Here is a 16,949-nt window from a genome sequence, read left to right as displayed (position 1 = left end):
CATTGTCTTTCACGTTGCATTACAACCCGAAATCCAATGGGTATAAAATTCATTACAAACGCTCAAACAGGACCATCGATTCCAGATGTCCAGTGTGCGGGAACATATCGAGCATCGCCAGTCGCCGAACGGTATATCCTGCATTGAGTAACGCTTCGCTGTCACGAGCCAGCGTAGCAGGATTACAGGATACATAAACAACGCGGCCAGGGTTTAACTTTATAATATGTTGCATCACGCCGGCAGCCCCCGCACGCGCAGGATCGAGCAATACTTTATCAAATCCGTTCATTGCCCATGGTTGTTTGGTGACATCTTCTTCAAGGTTTTCATGAAAGAATGTCACATTGTGTAGTCCGTTATTCCGCGCATTTTCCCGGCCTTTTTCCACCAGCGCAGGGACACCTTCAACACCCACAACGCTCGCTGCTCGTACGGCCAACGGCAACGTAAAATTCCCCATACCACAGAACAAATCGAGCACCCGGTCCTCTGGCTGCACATCCAGCCATTCCAGCGCACAGGAAACCATTTTTTGGTTTACCCCTTCATTGACCTGGATAAAATCACGCGGGCTGAAGGTTAAACGTAGTCCATTTGAATCATACCAGGGCGATTCTTCTGAATTTGATTCCAGTATCTCGCTTTGCGGAGCCAGAAACAAAGACAGTCCCTGAGAATGCGAAAAGTGTTCCAGTTTTTCTTTATCCGCGGCACTCAATGGTGCGGTGTGGCGCAAAATCATCAGAGTTCCACTTCCAGCCTGCACCAATTCGACATGCCCCAAGTGACGCAGCCCCTGCAGACTCTGCAGGCATGCCCGAATTTCAGGCAGCAACGCCTCAAGTTGGGGCACCAAAATAGGGCATTGCTTCACATCAATAATGTCGCTGGAGCCGGACTTGCGAAATCCCATCTGCAATTGCTGCTCTTTCGAGCGATAGTTCAGACTTAAACGCGCGCGGCGTCGATAGCCCCACGGGGTATCGGCGATAACTTCTGTCACCTCACATTTCATTAAACGCGATAACGCTGCACTTTTGCTACGCTGCTGCAACGAGATGCTGGCGTGCTGCTGTTGACAGCCACCACAGACCCCAAAATGTGGACAACGTGGCACTTCACGTTCCGAACTGTCGTTTAAACGACGTTTGACTTGCGCGCGGGCGAACTGTTTTTTATCTTCAGTTATCACCACTTCTGCGCTTTCCTGAGGCAGCAATTCCGGTATAAACAGGGCTTTCCCGTTATGACGAGCAACGCCCTGACCAAAAGAATCAAGGTCATTGACGGTAACGGTTATGATCTGACGCGTCGTCACGCGTCGTTTTGCAGAGTAGAATTGCGCCATCGACGAGATATTTCTCTATTTAACAGTGTGACCCTAATTGTCCCATAACGGAACTCCATGACCAACTACAGCCTGCGCGCACGCATGATGATTCTGATCCTGGCCCCGACCGTCCTGATAGGTTTGCTGCTCAGTATCTTTTTTGTTGTGCATCGCTATAACGACTTGCAGCGTCAACTGGAAGATGCTGGTGCCAGCATCATCGAGCCACTCGCGGTTTCCAGCGAATACGGCATGAACTTGCAAAACCGGGAATCCATCGGCCAGCTTATCAGCGTGTTGCATCGTCGCCATTCCGATATTGTGCGGGCAATTTCCGTCTATGACGAAAATAACCAACTGTTCGTCACCTCCAACTTTCATCTTGATCCGTCAGAGATGCAATTGGCTACCGGATCGCCGTTTCCGCGAAAGCTGAGCGTAACCCGGCACGGGGATATCATGATCCTGCGTACCCCTATTATATCGGAAAGCTATTCACCTGATGAATCTGCCGTTAGCGATGCCAAAAACACCAAAAATATGTTGGGGTATGTGGCGCTTGAGCTGGACCTCAAGTCCGTGCGATTACAGCAGTACAAAGAGATCTTTATCTCCAGCGTCATGATGCTGTTTTGTATTGGCATTGCGTTAATTTTCGGCTGGCGTCTGATGCGCGACGTGACCGGACCAATTCGCAACATGGTGAATACCGTTGACCGAATACGTAGAGGTCAGCTCGATAGCCGCGTGGAAGGTTTCATGTTGGGCGAACTGGATATGCTGAAGAATGGCATCAACTCGATGGCAATGTCTCTCGCCGCCTACCATGAAGAGATGCAGCACAATATCGATCAGGCGACTTCAGATCTGCGCGAAACGCTGGAGCAGATGGAGATCCAAAACGTTGAGTTGGATCTGGCGAAGAAACGCGCCCAGGAAGCTGCACGTATTAAATCAGAGTTCCTGGCGAACATGTCTCATGAGCTACGTACACCGCTAAACGGTGTCATTGGATTTACACGCCTGACACTGAAAACCGAGTTAAATACCACCCAGCGCGATCACCTGAATACAATTGAGCGCTCTGCTAACAACCTGCTTGCTATCATCAATGATGTGCTCGACTTCTCTAAACTGGAAGCGGGTAAACTGATTCTGGAAAGCATACCGTTCCCGCTGCGCAGCACACTGGATGACGTCGTAACGCTGTTAGCGCACTCCTCCCATGACAAAGGGCTGGAGCTAACACTGAATATTAAAAATGACGTTCCGGACAATGTGATTGGCGATCCGCTGCGCCTGCAACAGGTCATTACCAACCTGGTCGGCAATGCCATCAAATTTACTGAGAGCGGCAATATCGACATTCTGGTTGAAAAACGCGCGCTCAGTAACACCAAAGTCCAGATTGAAGTTCAAATCCGCGATACCGGTATTGGCATCCCGGAACGCGATCAGTCACGTCTGTTCCAGGCTTTCCGTCAGGCTGATGCCAGCATTTCGCGCCGTCATGGCGGTACCGGACTTGGCCTTGTGATCACACAAAAACTGGTCAATGAAATGGGTGGGGATATCTCGTTCCATAGCCAACCCAATCGCGGTTCCACTTTCTGGTTCCATATCAGTCTTGATCTCAATCCTAATGTTATCAGCGATCGTTCAACCACCCGCTGTCTGGCCGGAAAACGACTGGCTTACGTTGAACCAAATGCTACCGCCGCGCAATGCACGTTAGATATCTTGAGTGAAACGCCGCTGGAGGTGATTTACAGTCCTTCATTCTCTGCATTACCGGCAGAACACTACGATATTCTGCTACTTGGTGTCCCCGTCACTTTCCACGAGCCGCTCACCATGCAGCATAAACGTCTGGCAAGCGCAGCCGCAATGACCGATTTCCTGTTGCTGGCGCTGCCTTGCCATGCGCAGATTAACGCTGAAAAATTAAAGCAAGGCGGCGCGGCGGCATGTCTGTTAAAACCGCTCACCTCAACCCGATTGCTGCCTGCGTTAACCGAATATTGCCACCTGAACCAGGGTGCAGAACGCCAGTTGTTAGATGAAAGCAAGATTGCGATGACCGTGATGGCGGTGGACGACAACCCGGCGAACCTGAAGCTTATCGGCGCATTACTTGAAGATAAGGTTCAGCACGTCGAGCTGTGCGACAGCGGACAGCAGGCGGTGGACAGAGCCAAGCAAATGCAGTTTGATCTGATCCTGATGGATATTCAGATGCCAGACATGGACGGTATTCGTGCCTGCGAACTGATCCATCAGCTTCCACACCAGCAGCAGACACCGGTTATTGCGGTAACAGCACATGCCATGGCAGGGCAAAAAGAGAAGTTACTCAGCGCCGGAATGAATGACTACCTGGCTAAGCCGATTGAAGAAGATAAATTGCACAGTTTGCTGTTGCGCTATAAGCCCGGTGCCGGCACATCAGCCCGGGCTATCGTGGCGGCCCCCCCTGACCCCGTGGTCAACCCGAATACGACCCTCGACTGGCAACTGGCGTTGAGACAGGCTGCCGGTAAAAACGATCTGGCGCGGGATATGCTGCAAATGCTGATCGATTTCTTGCCTGAAGTCCGTAACAGAATTGAAGAGCAACTGGTGGGTGAAAACCCTGAAGGGTTGGTGGATTTGATTCATAAACTACACGGCAGCTGCGGTTACAGCGGGGTTCCCCGCATGAAAAACCTGTGCCAGCTTATTGAACAGCAGTTACGTAGCGGGACCAAAGAAGAAGATCTGGAACCAGAGTTTTTAGAGCTTCTTGATGAGATGGACAACGTCGGGCGAGAAGCGAAACGGATATTGGGGTGATATTCGCCGAATGCGGCGTAAACGCCTTCTCCGGCCGACAGGTTTCGCTGTTTACCGTAGGCCCGATAGGCGTCGCGCCATCGGGCACATCGCCGGAGCGGCGTAAACGCCTTCTCCGACCTACAACTCAGCGTAATTGCTGACCTGCTTTAAGCGTTGCGGCCACGTTGCGTGCCGTCATCCGCACATTTTCACTCGCATTATCCAGCGCCTCATCCAGCGTGCAAACGGTATAAATCACGCTAAAAACAGCATCAATTCCATGCTCATGCACCACGCCAACATCTGGCGTCAGGCTGCCTGCAATACCAATGACAGGCTTATTATATCGCTTTGCAACGTTCGCTACGCCTACCGGGACTTTGCCATGGATCGTCTGACTGTCAATACGCCCTTCCCCGGTCACAACTAGATCTGCATCCGCAACGCAGTCGTCAAGGTGTAACGCATCCGTCACGATCTCGATACCACGGCGTAGCTGCGCGCCGCAAAACGCATACAGTGCAGCCCCCATGCCTCCGGCAGCGCCTCCACCGGCCAGATCCAGCACGTTAACGTCCAGATCGCGGGCAATCAGTTGTGCATAGTGCGTCAGCGCATTATCCAGACGGGTGATCATCTCTGGCGTTGCCCCTTTTTGTGGACCAAATACTGCAGAAGCGCCCTCTTTACCGGTCAGCGGATTCGTGACATCACAGGCCACTTCGATACGACAGGTGGCAAGGCGCTTATCTAACGCTGAAATATCGATCCTGGTGAGCGCTTCCAGACCGATCCCGCCTTGTGCAATCTGGTTATTCTGTGCATCCAGCAATTTGGCGCCCAGTGCCTGCACCATACCGGCACCACCATCATTGGTCGCACTACCGCCAATCCCGATGATGATGTGTTCTACACCCGCATCCAGCGCATGGCGAATCAACTCTCCGGTCCCCCATGAGGTGGTTTTCAGCGGGTCGCGTAACCCTGCCGGAACTCGCTCTAACCCACTGGCGGCCGCCATCTCGATAAACGCTGAGCGCTCATCTCCTGATACCCCATAAAATGCCTGTACCTTACTTCCCAGGGGCCCCGTAACATCAACATGCACAAGGTGGCCCGCCGTAGCGGCAACCATCGCCTCGACCGTTCCTTCACCACCATCAGCGACCGGTATCTTTACGTAATCCGCATCAGGCCAGATCTCACGAAAACCCTGCTCAATGGCAGTTGCCACCTCAAGCGCACTCAAACTCTCTTTATAAGAATCCGGTGCAATTACTATTTTCATAAGCCGTCCTTACGCATGTTGATTCTGTTAATCATACACCTGGAGATGTGCCGGTTCCTGTCAGAACCGGCATAACACTTAGCGCACCATGCATGGGCGTTTATTATCGAAGGTCCAGTTCGGGATCAGGTACTGCATTCCCATCGCGTCATCACGCGCTCCCAGGCCATGTTGCTGGTACAGTTCGTGCGCTTTCATCACCTGGTCCATATCCAGTTCTACACCCAGACCCGGCTTCGCTGGTACCTGTACCATGCCGCCTTTAATGTCGAACGGTTCTTTGGTCAGGCGTTGGTTACCTTCCTGCCAGATCCAGTGGGTATCAATGGCCGTAATTTTACCCGGCGCAGCCGCCGCCACATGCGTAAACATCGCCAGCGAAATATCAAAGTGGTTGTTAGAGTGTGAACCCCAGGTGAGGCCAAACTCATGACACATCTGCGCTACGCGAACAGACCCCTGCATGGTCCAGAAATGCGGGTCAGCCAGCGGAATATCCACAGATTGCAACGACAGCGTGTGCCCCATCTGACGCCAGTCGGTAGCAATCATATTGGTCGCCGTCGGCAGGCCAGTAGCGCGGCGGAATTCCGCCATCACTTCACGCCCAGAGAACCCCTGCTCCGCGCCACATGGATCTTCAGCATAAGCCAGCGATCCTTTCAGATACTTACCGATCTTGATCGCTTCATTCAACGACCAGGCGCCGTTGGGATCGAGCGTTACGCGGGCCTGCGGGAAACGCTTCGCCAACGCGACGATAGATTCCGCTTCCTCTTCCCCTGCCAGCACGCCACCTTTCAGTTTAAAGTCGTTAAAGCCATATTTCTCATACGCGGCTTCCGCCAGGCGCACAACCGCATCCGGGGTCATGGCCTCTTCATGACGCAGACGATACCAGTCGCACTTCTCATCCGGCTGACTCTGATACGGCAGCGGCGTCGCTTTACGGTTGCCGACGAAGAACAGATACCCCAACATTTCCACTTCGCTACGCTGCTGACCATCACCCAGCAGAGACGCGACATTCACCCCCAGGTGCTGGCCTAACAGATCCAACATGGCAGCTTCGATCCCAGTAACCACATGAATAGTGGTACGTAAATCAAAGGTCTGCAAACCGCGACCGCCCGCATCACGATCGGCAAAAGTATTGCGTACCGTATTCAGTACGTTTTTGTATTCACCTAACGTTTTGCCCACCACCAGCGGAATCGCATCTTCCAGCGTTTTACGGATTTTTTCTCCGCCGGGAATTTCACCCACGCCGGTATGACCGGAGTTATCTTTAATAATCACAATATTGCGCGTGAAGAACGGAGCATGTGCGCCGCTCAGGTTCATCAGCATACTGTCATGACCCGCAACCGGAATAACCTGCATAGAGGTAACCAGTGGGGTAGAAAATTGTGCGCTCATAATTAAGTCCTTATTCAAAATTAGTGGCGGCCGAAAACGGGACGTTTACGGTCAAAAGTCCATCCGGGGATCAGATACTGCATTGGGCCTGCGTCATTACGCGCGCCGCCGGGCAGCGCCTTATAGGCTTCATGCGCTTTCTGCACCTGATCCCAGTCCAGTTCCACGCCCAGACCGGGCGCATCGGGTACCGCAATTTTTCCGTTTTTAATCTCCAGCGGATTTTTGGTCAGGCGGCAATCACCCTCCTGCCAGATCCAGTGGGTATCAATAGCCGTTGGATTACCCGGCGCAGCCGCACCGACGTGGGTGAACATCGCCAGCGAAATATCAAAGTGGTTATTAGAATGGCATCCCCAGGTCAGGCCCCAGTCATCGCACAACTGCGCCACGCGTACCGCGCCGGAAAGCGTCCAGAAGTGCGGATCGGCCAGCGGAATATCGACTGCATTCAGCATTACCGCGTGGCCCATTTCGCGCCAGTTGGTAGCAATCATGTTGGTCGCCACCGGCAAACCAGTCGCGCGGCGGAACTCGGCCATCACTTCGCGCCCGGAAAAGCCCTGTTCAGCGCCGCACGGATCTTCGGCATAGGTCAGCACATCATTCAGGCCTTTACACAGGGAGATGGCTTCATCCAGCAGCCAGGCACCGTTTGGATCGACGGTAATACGCGCATCCGGGAAACATGCTTTCAGCGCACGGACGGTTTCAATTTCTTGCTCACCCGGCAGCACACCGCCCTTCAGTTTGAAATCTTTAAAGCCATAACGATCCTGTGACGCCTGCGCCAGACGCACCACCGCGTCGCTGGTCATCGCTTGCTGGTGACGTAATTGATACCACTCATGGTTACCCGGCGTACTTTCCAGATACGGCAAATCGGTTTTGCAGCGATCACCTACATAGAACAGATACCCGAGCACGGTCACTGCATCACGCTGCTTACCCGGACCTAACAGCTCGCAGACCGGTACATTCAGCGCTTTGCCCAGCAGATCCAGCAGCGCGGCCTCCAGCGCCGCCACCGCATTGACGCGCAGCTCAAATGTCCAGGCACCTTTGCCGAAAGTATCAAAGTCAGCAGCCTGATTGCCTTTATGTACCTGCTGGACCACCTTATTCAGGCGGGCCACTTCCTGACCCAATACCATCGGGATAGCGTCAACCAGAGTCTGATAAATCACTTCACCGCCCGGCGCTTCACCGACGCCGGTATTACCGGCGTTATCGGTAAGAACCACAATATTGCGAGTGAAATATGCGTTGTGCGCACCGCCAATATTGAGCAGCATGCTGTCATGCCCGGCCACCGGGATGACCTTCATATCGGTAATAACGGGGCTTGATTGTGTTGTCATCATCATTGTCCTGCGACAGGTTTCAGTTCGATACGTTTAATATCACCGACCAGCACCAGATAGCTCACCACAGCAATCAGCGCATGCACCCCAACGTAAATCAAGGCACCATTAAACGACCCCGTCGTGCCCACAATGTAGCCAATAGCAATCGGTGTCACGATGCCGGAGATATTACCGAACATGTTGAACAGACCGCCGCTCAGGCCGCTAATCTCTTTGGGGGCCGTGTCTGCCATTACCGCCCAGCCCAGTGCACCAATACCTTTACCGAAGAAGGCCAGCGCCATAAAGCCGATAATCATCCACTCAACGTTGACGTAGTTACAGAACACCATCACCATTGACAGCAACATACCCAACACGATTGGCGTTTTGCGGGCGATATTCAGCGAACCGGTGCGACGCATCAGCCAGTCGGAAATAATGCCGCCGAGCACGCCGCCTGCGAATCCGCAAATAGCCGGGACCGACGCGACAAATCCCGCTTTCAGAATCGACATACCCCGCGCCTGTACCAGATAGACCGGGAACCAGGTGATAAAGAAGTAGGTCAGCGCGTTAATACAGTATTGGCCGATGTAGATACCGATCATCATCCGTGAGCCAAGCAGTTGTTTGATTTGTCCCCATTTCACGCTGAACGGAACTTTAGCTTTAGCGGCTGCCTGATCCATGTTGATCAGTGCGCCACCTTCGGCAATGTAGTCCAGCTCTTTTTGGTTTACACCCGGATGCTGGTTTGGTTCATGAATCACCTTCAGCCAGACAAAGCTGATGATGATCCCGAGTCCCCCCATAAAGAAGAATACGTGTGACCAGCCTACTTCGTGGGTCAGCCAGCCCATGATTGGCGCGAAGATAACGGTGGCAAAGTACTGCGCAGAGTTAAAGATTGCGACCGCCGTGCCCCTCTCCTGTGCCGGAAACCATGCCGCAACTATGCGACTGTTGCCGGGGAAGGATGGCGCTTCAGCTAACCCCACAAGGAAGCGCAAGGTAAACAACGCAACGATAATGCCGAAGCCGCTAAAGATATCGACGAAGCCCTGCAGCAGGGTAAACATGGACCAGATAAAGATGGACCAGAAATAAACACGTTTTGAACCAAAGCGGTCAAGCAACCAGCCGCCGGGGATCTGGCCGATAACATAGGCCCATGAAAAAGCGGAAAATACATACCCCATCCCGACGGCATCAAGGCCAATGTCTTTGGCCATCTCAGAGCCGGCAATGGATAAGGTGGCGCGGTCGCCGTAGTTGAAGGATGTGACGATAAACAACATCACCACTATCCAGTAGCGAGCGTTAGTGCGTTTTTCCGCGCTGCTCGCCGCCTGACTTAATGAACTCATTGTTGCACTCCTGAATCGTGGCTTTCGCCAGTTCATTCTGTACAGCACCTGTAGGGTGATCAGAATGAGAGGTTAGTGTGTGGCAGTTTTGGTACAGCTCGGGGCCGTTTTATTCTGACTCGCTGCCTTTTCGGGAACTGACGGGAAAAGTATATGAAGGAGTGCCTCTTACCCTCACCGTGCAAAAACACAACATTGCGAGGGGTGAATGAGGTTGTTTATGGCATAAGCCTAAGGGAATGGAAGATGCTTCACGAAATTGGCGTTTGAGGGGGATTTATTGCCGGGTAATGGCGACGCCTTACCCGGCTTATGATTCGAACTGTGCGGATGGTTGGGTAATATTCTATTTGAGGAGCGTTGCCCAGTGTTCTACCCAGGGGTTGGATTCGCTTTCCGGTTCCGGATGTTCACCGGCATCAATCAGCAGCATCTCACCTACACGCTGGGCGCTCTGTTCCTGCAAAAGCGCATCAAACTGCTTACCACCGCCGCAGAAATTGGCATATGAACTGTCACCGAGTGCAATAATGCCGTAGTGAACGTCGGGCTGATAACCCAGTTGGTCTTTAATTCCCTGAAACAGCGGCACGATGCTGTCCGGCAGATCGCCTTGTCCCGTCGTTGACGTTACGACCAGGATGTACTTGTCTTTGTACTTTTCCCAGTCAGCCAGTTCCGGATCTTCATAAACCGTAGCTTTATGCCCCTGATTTGCGAGGATAGCTTCGGCCTCTTCGGCAACCAGCAGCGCGTTTCCGTACATCGTGCCGACAAAAATTCCAATTTCCGCCATAACCGTAATCTCCTGGGACTTAAGAATCTATCTGCTTATCCTGACCTGACAGCCCGCTGAACTCAACCCTTTCATTCTCAGGGAGAAGTCCACGCCAGCCAAACTGTGATAGCGCCTGCATCCAGACGTCATCCAGCCCGGCGCGAATAACCAGCGGTTCGCCGGTGAAAGGATGGGTCAGCGCAAGCTGGCTGGCATGCAGCATTAATCGCTGACAACCGAAATGCTCCGCGGCGCTGCGGTTTTGTCGCAAATCACCGTGCTTGCTGTCGCCAATAATCGGATGACGCAAATGCGCCAGGTGACGTCTGAGCTGGTGTTTTCGACCGGTTTTAGGATCCAGCTCCACCAGCCCGTAACGGGTGGTCGGATAACGTCCGGTCGCCACCGGCATTTCAACCGTCGCCAGGCCCCGATAATGGGTTACCGCAGGCTGTGGGCCTTTGTCGTCACGGGCAAATTTATCGGCAATCTTGTCCAGCTCTTCCACCAAAGGATAATCCAGCACGGCATCATCCATCAGCCAGCCACGCACAATCGCATGATAGCATTTTTGGATTTGATGCTGCTCAAACTGCTGTGCCAGCCGTCGTCCGGCCTCGCTGGACAGCCCCATCAACAGCACACCGGATGTCGGTCTGTCGAGTCGGTGGGCGGTAAAAACGTGCTGACCAATCTGGTCGCGCACCGTTTGCATTACCACCACTTTCTCATCGCGGTCGAGCCAACTGCGATGAACCAGCCAGCCCGAAGGTTTGTTGACTGCAACCAGCCATTGGTCCTGATAGAGAATCTCCAGCATCAGGCGTTATCACTGGTAAATAGCGCATCCAGATCCTGCAATGCAATCAGGATCACATCGCGCTGTGGATGATCGGCTGCCAGCGCCATTTCATAATATGGCGCAATAGCGAACGCTTCTGGAAGTGGCTGCGCATTATCAAGCAGCGCATGCATGCGGGGAATCAACACCCACTGCAGCCATTCAACCGGCTCCATGGTATCCATACAAAAAGGCTGCGTGCTGGAAAACAGATGCGCTTCTGGCTCATCCATCCGCCAGTGATTATGTTCACGCAGCAGTGCTTCAAGCGCATGCAACTGCTCGCGCACACGGTCATGAGTCGTCATGAAATTAACCTCAATGATGAAAAATCTGGCGCGAAGAATAGCACCAGTAGAAAGGAAATAAAAAAAGGGAGCACTGTAAAAACAGTGCTCCCGGTTCGTTTCGCAGCATTCCAGCTACTTTTAGTGCTCCCTGCTCATCCGTGACAACTTTTCCTGTGGTCTTGCGACCGCGTTCATCCTGAACTTTTGCATCCTGCTCACATCACCCCGATGTGAAAACTTCATCCTGAAGTGTCCTGGCCATCCTGACCCGCCGAACATCCTGACCGGCTCTCGTTCTCCATCCTGGAGGTGTCCTTTAACGCTTCCCGCGTTTTCCTCTTTGCTTCATCCTGAAACCTGTCCTTGCAGCACCGTCCTGGTGTGTCCTGCCGAAGTGTCATCATCCTGATGTTCACTTCGTTGTGCGACTCCTTGTCGACAGAGATAGAATCGCCTGTTTCGCATTGTCTTACAAGACACTTACAGACATACCCTAATGATTATTTTCATATGAAAGTTATCAATAAAACATTAACCAATTGAATTATAAATAGTTAACATTATATCGGTCGATGAAGTCTTTACTGATCACCTGGCAATCTCCTACAGGGTTTGTAAGAGATCTCTCACACGCCCTAGGGCAAACTGGATTACAGAACAGGCTTAAGTTGAGTAAGAAATTCCGCAAGCGAGGCCGCCAGAACCGTCCGTTTACGGGTTCCCAGCGTTTCCTTGCAGACTTCCCCAGACAAGTTGCACACTGAAATAACATCAAGTTCATTGTCCAGTGTGGCAATAAAAAGCGTAGGAGAGAGCTTAAGGCGTTTTTGCGTAACCAGGTGGCCGATCAGGTTTTCCTGTACGCGCCTGAAGTCATCTTCAGACCAGGTTTGCAGCAGAGTAAGTTTCTCATCCGCAAATTGTGCGTGCATGTCCCCGGCAAACTGGGTGGTATAAAACGCATGAACAGCGGGTTGTACCACAATATCAAAGGCGCGTTCAACCGCGTTTACATTCGGCTCGCCCACAAAAGGCTGCGGTTGCCAGTACACCGCATCGTTCGTGGAGGAGATGATGCACGGAGACGGTACGCCATACAGCTCTTCACTCAGCGGCCAGCTGCCGTTTTTTTCATGCCATGCATCGCAATAACGCGTCGTAAAGGCTGCCAACGCCTGTGCTGTCAATTCGTCCACTGATTTCTCTCTTCACAAAAGCCAGGATACACTTGTCGCATAGTGTATCTGGTTTATGACGGTGAAACATGTCCTCTTATGAAAATCATCAGGCGCTTGACGGCCTGACTCTCGGAAAATCAACGGATTACCGGGATATTTACGACGCCAGCCTGCTGCAGGGTGTTCCGCGCAGCCTGAACCGCGACCCGCTGGATCTTAAGGCCGATAATCTGCCTTTTCACGGCGCCGATATCTGGACGCTGTATGAACTGTCATGGCTGAATGCCAACGGCTTACCGCAGGTTGCGGTCGGCCATGTGGAGCTGGATTACACCAGCGTTAATCTGATTGAATCAAAAAGTTTTAAGCTGTATCTGAACAGTTTTAATCAGACGCGTTTTGACTCATGGGAACACGTCCGTCAGACGCTGGAACACGATCTACGCGCCTGCGCGCAAGGTGATGTCAGCGTAGCGCTCTATCGTCTTGACGAACAGGAAGGGCAGCCGATAGCCCACTTCAATGGCACCTGTATCGACAATCAGGATATCGTCATCGATAACTACCAGTTCAGCACCGACTATCTGGAAAATGCCGTAAGCGGTGAAAAAGCGGTGGAAGAGACGCTGGTCAGCCATCTGCTAAAATCCAACTGCCTGATCACCCACCAGCCTGACTGGGGTTCCATACAAATTCAGTATCGCGGTCGCAAAATCGACAGGGAAAAGTTGCTGCGCTATCTGGTCTCCTTCCGCCACCACAATGAATTTCACGAGCAGTGTGTGGAACGCATTTTCAATGACCTGCTGCGTTTCTGTCAGCCGGAGAAACTGAGCGTATACGCACGCTACACGCGACGCGGCGGCCTCGATATCAACCCATGGCGCACCAACACAGATTTCACCCCCGCAACAGGCAGACTGGTGCGTCAGTAATCTTTTTTCTCAATTTTGCGTGTCGGATTCCGCGCGCAAGGTTGTGAAAGGTCATAAGCCAGGGCTATTGTAATCAGTAGAGGATGATATCTCTCGTCCCGTAAGGAGTTTACTTGATTACACATATTAGCCCGCTTGGCTCAATGGACATGTTGTCGCAGCTGGAAGTCGATATGCTTAAACGCACGGCCAGCAGCGACCTGTATCAACTGTTTCGTAACTGTTCGCTTGCCGTTCTGAACTCCGGCAGTTTGACAGACAACAGCAAAGAGCTGCTGTCTCGTTTTGAAAGTTTCGACATTAACGTGCTGCGCCGTGAACGCGGTGTGAAGCTGGAACTGATCAACCCACCTGAAGACGCGTTTGTCGATGGGCGCATCATTCGCGCGCTGCAGGCCAACCTGTTTGCCGTACTGCGCGACATTCTTTTCGTCAATGGCCAGATCCATAACGCGGGTCGTTTCCAGCATCTGGATCTCGAAAGCTCGGTTCACATCACCAACCTGGTCTTCTCCATTCTGCGTAACGCCCGGGCGCTTCACGTCGGTGAAGCGCCGAACATGGTCGTCTGCTGGGGCGGTCACTCCATCAACGAGAACGAATACTTGTATGCGCGTCGCGTGGGCACTCAGTTAGGCCTGCGTGAACTGAACATCTGCACCGGGTGTGGTCCGGGCGCGATGGAAGCGCCAATGAAAGGCGCCGCGGTCGGCCACGCTCAGCAGCGCTACAAAGACAGCCGCTTTATTGGTATGACCGAGCCGTCAATTATCGCGGCGGAACCGCCTAACCCGCTGGTTAACGAACTGATCATCATGCCGGACATTGAAAAACGTCTGGAAGCGTTCGTGCGTATCGCTCACGGCATTATCATCTTCCCGGGCGGCGTAGGGACAGCAGAAGAGCTGTTGTATCTGCTGGGTATCCTGATGAATCCGGCCAACAAAGATCAAGTTCTGCCATTGATCCTGACCGGGCCAAAAGAGAGCGCCGATTACTTCCGCGTGCTGGACGAATTTATCGTGCACACGCTGGGAGAAGAGGCGCGCCGTCACTATCGCATTATCATTGACGATGCAGCGGAAGTCGCTCGTCTGATGAAAAAAGCGATGCCGCTGGTGAAAGAAAACCGTCGCGACACAGGTGATGCTTACAGCTTTAACTGGTCAATTCGTATCGCACCTGATTTGCAGATGCCGTTCGAACCGTCCCACGAAAACATGGCGAATCTGAAACTGTATCCAGACCAGCCTGTTGAAGTGCTGGCTGCAGACCTGCGTCGCGCATTCTCCGGGATTGTCGCGGGGAACGTGAAAGAAGTCGGCATCCGCGCCATTGAAGAGTTTGGCCCGTACAAAATCCACGGTGACCCTGAGATGATGCGCCGCATGGACGATCTCCTGCAGGGCTTTGTTGCACAACATCGTATGAAGTTGCCGGGCACTGCGTATATCCCGTGCTACGAGATCTGCGCATAACCTTCAACACCCGCTAGCAGCGCTATAGCGGTGACAGTTTTGTCCATATCAAAGCCGGATTTGGCGCTTCAGCCAACCGGCTTTTTTAGTGATACCAATCACATAGCTCACGCAATAACATAAATATCAATTATCTTTCGTCTGGCGAGCCCCAAAACGCAAACGATTACCTCCCAGGGGAAACCGTGATTTATCACCGCAAATTATAATTAGTCATCAGAATTCACTAAAAACAACAGTTTTTATAGCGCAACCCTCGTATCTTCGCGCCCTGTCTTTCATGCCATATGTCGTTAATGTTAGCCTTCACGCCCGTAAATTCGCTTTGACTATTTTTTAACAGATTAATGGTCCAAATTTATCCACATAAAAGGTGGATTATTGCATTTGAGATCGCGATCACTGATACATTCATTACTTAAATGTATCTTTCCGCCCGAAAATTATTACGGCGAAAAATTATATAAAAATCGCTAAACGAATTTCGTTTTACAGTCGGGTATTTTTTCATTGGATTGAACCCAAACCCGACTTTTTAAGCTTCCTCCAGGAGAAACAGATGGAAAACACGCAAACCAGCACTATCGTTACGGGCCAGACCCGCAGCGCATGGCGCAAGACAGACACCATGTGGATGCTGGGCCTTTACGGCACGGCGATTGGCGCGGGTGTATTATTCCTGCCAATTAACGCAGGCGTTGGCGGTATGATCCCGCTGATCATCATGGCCATTCTTGCCTTCCCAATGACCTTCTTTGCTCACCGTGGTCTGACCCGCTTCGTGTTGTCCGGTAAAAATCCGGGTGAAGACATCACTGAAGTTGTAGAAGAACACTTTGGCGTTGGCGCAGGTAAACTGATTACTCTGCTCTACTTCTTCGCTATCTACCCCATTCTGCTGGTTTACAGTGTTGCAATCACCAACACCGTTGAAAGCTTCCTGACTCACCAGTTGGCGATTACGCCGCCGCCGCGTGCAATCCTCTCTCTGATTCTGATTGTCGGCATGATGACCATCGTGCGCTTCGGTGAACAGATGATCGTGAAGGCGATGAGTATCCTGGTATTCCCGTTCGTTGCGGCTCTGATGCTGCTGGCGCTGTATCTGATCCCTCAGTGGAGCGGTGCGATTCTGGAAACCATGTCTTTTGACTCTGCGGCAACCACCGGCAACGGCCTGCTGTTGACCCTGTGGCTGGCGATTCCGGTAATGGTGTTCTCCTTCAACCACTCCCCGATCATCTCCTCCTTCGCCGTGGCGAAGCGTGAAGAGTACGGTGATGAAGCTGAGAAGAAATGCTCCAAGATTCTGGCATTCGCTCACATCATGATGGTACTGACCGTTATGTTCTTCGTCTTCAGCTGTGTATTCAGCCTGACCCCGGCGGACCTGGCAGCAGCAAAAGAGCAGAACATCTCGATTCTGTCTTACCTGGCGAACCACTTTAACGCGCCGATTATTGCCTGGATGGCACCGATCATCGCGATTATCGCTATCACCAAATCCTTCCTCGGCCACTACCTGGGCGCACGTGAAGGCTTCAACGGGATGGTGATTAAGTCTCTGCGCGGCAAAGGCAAATCCATCGAAATCAACAAACTGAACAAAATCACTGCACTGTTCATGCTGGTAACCACCTGGATTGTGGCGACGCTGAACCCGAGCATCCTCGGTATGATTGAGACCCTGGGTGGCCCAATCATCGCGATGATTCTGTTCCTGATGCCGATGTATGCCATCCAGAAAGTACCGGCAATGCGTAAGTACAGCGGCCATATCAGCAACGTTTTCGTTGTGATTATGGGCCTGATCGCTATCTCCGCTATTTTCTACTCTCTGTTCAGTTAATTCCCCTGCGCCGCTCTTCGGGGCGGCGCA

The 16,949-nt window shown here is 52.3% G+C and carries 13 protein-coding genes; 4 read left to right on the top strand and 9 right to left on the bottom strand.

Features of this window, described 5'->3' with window-relative positions; genetic code table 11:
* Nucleotides 1-52: 52 nt before the first annotated feature.
* Nucleotides 53-1,351 carry a 23S rRNA (uracil(1939)-C(5))-methyltransferase RlmD gene (gene rlmD, locus HV041_RS01675; protein WP_048213073.1) on the bottom strand — a complete coding sequence of 433 codons (1,299 nt, stop codon included), beginning with the start codon at nt 1,349-1,351 and terminating at the stop codon, nt 53-55.
* Nucleotides 1,352-1,408: 57 nt separating this feature from the next.
* Here rlmD and barA point away from each other — a divergent pair, with 57 nt between their 5' ends.
* Complete coding sequence (gene barA, locus HV041_RS01670; protein ID WP_048213074.1) at nt 1,409-4,165, top strand: two-component sensor histidine kinase BarA; 2,757 nt, start codon at nt 1,409-1,411, stop codon at nt 4,163-4,165.
* A 127-nt stretch (nt 4,166-4,292) separates the two neighbouring features.
* Here the strand turns inward: barA and HV041_RS01665 are convergent, their stop codons facing one another.
* From HV041_RS01665 to syd, 8 genes are all read right to left on the bottom strand, one after another.
* Nucleotides 4,293-5,435, bottom strand: coding sequence for a glycerate kinase (locus HV041_RS01665; protein WP_121584993.1), 1,143 nt, complete (start codon nt 5,433-5,435; stop codon nt 4,293-4,295).
* Between the two features lie 78 nt (nt 5,436-5,513).
* The gene (gudD, locus tag HV041_RS01660) at nt 5,514-6,854 is read right to left on the bottom strand and encodes a glucarate dehydratase (RefSeq protein WP_061068484.1); all 1,341 of its coding nucleotides are present in this window, start codon (nt 6,852-6,854) and stop codon (nt 5,514-5,516) included.
* Between the two features lie 20 nt (nt 6,855-6,874).
* A complete protein-coding gene (locus HV041_RS01655) occupies nt 6,875-8,215 on the bottom strand; it encodes an enolase C-terminal domain-like protein (protein ID WP_121584994.1) in 1,341 nt (446 codons plus the stop codon).
* Nucleotides 8,216-8,217: 2 nt separating this feature from the next.
* Nucleotides 8,218-9,570 (bottom strand): galactarate/glucarate/glycerate transporter GudP, encoded by a 1,353-nt coding sequence (gene gudP / locus HV041_RS01650; RefSeq protein WP_061068486.1) that lies wholly within the window; start codon nt 9,568-9,570, stop codon nt 8,218-8,220.
* A gap of 346 nt (nt 9,571-9,916) precedes the next feature.
* The gene (locus HV041_RS01645; RefSeq protein WP_005130932.1) at nt 9,917-10,366 is read right to left on the bottom strand and encodes a flavodoxin; all 450 of its coding nucleotides are present in this window, start codon (nt 10,364-10,366) and stop codon (nt 9,917-9,919) included.
* A 19-nt stretch (nt 10,367-10,385) separates the two neighbouring features.
* Nucleotides 10,386-11,168: a tRNA pseudouridine(65) synthase TruC gene (truC, locus tag HV041_RS01640; RefSeq protein ID WP_165712618.1), complete on the bottom strand. Its 783-nt coding sequence runs from the start codon at nt 11,166-11,168 to the stop codon at nt 10,386-10,388.
* Nucleotides 11,168-11,497 carry a YqcC family protein gene (locus tag HV041_RS01635; protein ID WP_048213080.1) on the bottom strand — a complete coding sequence of 110 codons (330 nt, stop codon included), beginning with the start codon at nt 11,495-11,497 and terminating at the stop codon, nt 11,168-11,170. The genes truC and HV041_RS01635 overlap by 1 nt, the downstream gene beginning before the upstream one ends.
* Nucleotides 11,498-12,129: 632 nt before the next feature.
* Nucleotides 12,130-12,675, bottom strand: a complete 546-nt coding sequence (gene syd, locus HV041_RS01630) for a SecY-interacting protein (protein ID WP_048213081.1) — start codon at nt 12,673-12,675, stop codon at nt 12,130-12,132.
* A 68-nt stretch (nt 12,676-12,743) separates the two neighbouring features.
* On the opposite strand from syd, the gene queF reads away from it, so the two are divergent.
* The 3 genes from queF to HV041_RS01615 all read left to right on the top strand — a co-directional run bounded on the left by queF (nt 12,744) and on the right by HV041_RS01615 (nt 16,919).
* Nucleotides 12,744-13,592 carry an NADPH-dependent 7-cyano-7-deazaguanine reductase QueF gene (queF, locus tag HV041_RS01625; protein WP_048213082.1) on the top strand — a complete coding sequence of 283 codons (849 nt, stop codon included), beginning with the start codon at nt 12,744-12,746 and terminating at the stop codon, nt 13,590-13,592.
* 113 nt (nt 13,593-13,705) lie between these two features.
* The gene (gene ppnN / locus HV041_RS01620) at nt 13,706-15,070 is read left to right on the top strand and encodes a nucleotide 5'-monophosphate nucleosidase PpnN (protein ID WP_005130941.1); all 1,365 of its coding nucleotides are present in this window, start codon (nt 13,706-13,708) and stop codon (nt 15,068-15,070) included.
* Between the two features lie 559 nt (nt 15,071-15,629).
* Complete coding sequence (locus HV041_RS01615; RefSeq protein ID WP_003034073.1) at nt 15,630-16,919, top strand: HAAAP family serine/threonine permease; 1,290 nt, start codon at nt 15,630-15,632, stop codon at nt 16,917-16,919.
* The last annotated feature ends 30 nt before the right edge of the window (nt 16,920-16,949 follow it).

Source organism: Citrobacter sp. RHBSTW-00029 (genome assembly GCF_014104295.1).
GTDB lineage: Bacteria > Pseudomonadota > Gammaproteobacteria > Enterobacterales > Enterobacteriaceae > Citrobacter > Citrobacter youngae.
Note: the sequence above shows the minus strand (reverse complement) of the source record. Positions and strands in the feature narration are given on the sequence as shown.

Excerpts from the sequence above, each read along its gene's own strand:
- HV041_RS01645 (WP_005130932.1), bottom strand. The coding sequence starts at position 10,366 with ATGGCGGAAATTGGAATTTTTGTCGGCACGATGTACGGAAACGCGCTG.
- HV041_RS01655 (WP_121584994.1), bottom strand. The coding sequence starts at position 8,215 with ATGACAACACAATCAAGCCCCGTTATTACCGATATGAAGGTCATCCCG.
- barA (WP_048213074.1), top strand. The coding sequence starts at position 1,409 with ATGACCAACTACAGCCTGCGCGCACGCATGATGATTCTGATCCTGGCC.
- truC (WP_165712618.1), bottom strand. The coding sequence starts at position 11,168 with ATGCTGGAGATTCTCTATCAGGACCAATGGCTGGTTGCAGTCAACAAA.
- queF (WP_048213082.1), top strand. The coding sequence starts at position 12,744 with ATGTCCTCTTATGAAAATCATCAGGCGCTTGACGGCCTGACTCTCGGA.
- rlmD (WP_048213073.1), bottom strand. The coding sequence starts at position 1,351 with ATGGCGCAATTCTACTCTGCAAAACGACGCGTGACGACGCGTCAGATC.
- gudD (WP_061068484.1), bottom strand. The coding sequence starts at position 6,854 with ATGAGCGCACAATTTTCTACCCCACTGGTTACCTCTATGCAGGTTATT.
- HV041_RS01665 (WP_121584993.1), bottom strand. The coding sequence starts at position 5,435 with ATGAAAATAGTAATTGCACCGGATTCTTATAAAGAGAGTTTGAGTGCG.
- gudP (WP_061068486.1), bottom strand. The coding sequence starts at position 9,570 with ATGAGTTCATTAAGTCAGGCGGCGAGCAGCGCGGAAAAACGCACTAAC.
- HV041_RS01635 (WP_048213080.1), bottom strand. The coding sequence starts at position 11,497 with ATGACGACTCATGACCGTGTGCGCGAGCAGTTGCATGCGCTTGAAGCA.
- HV041_RS01615 (WP_003034073.1), top strand. The coding sequence starts at position 15,630 with ATGGAAAACACGCAAACCAGCACTATCGTTACGGGCCAGACCCGCAGC.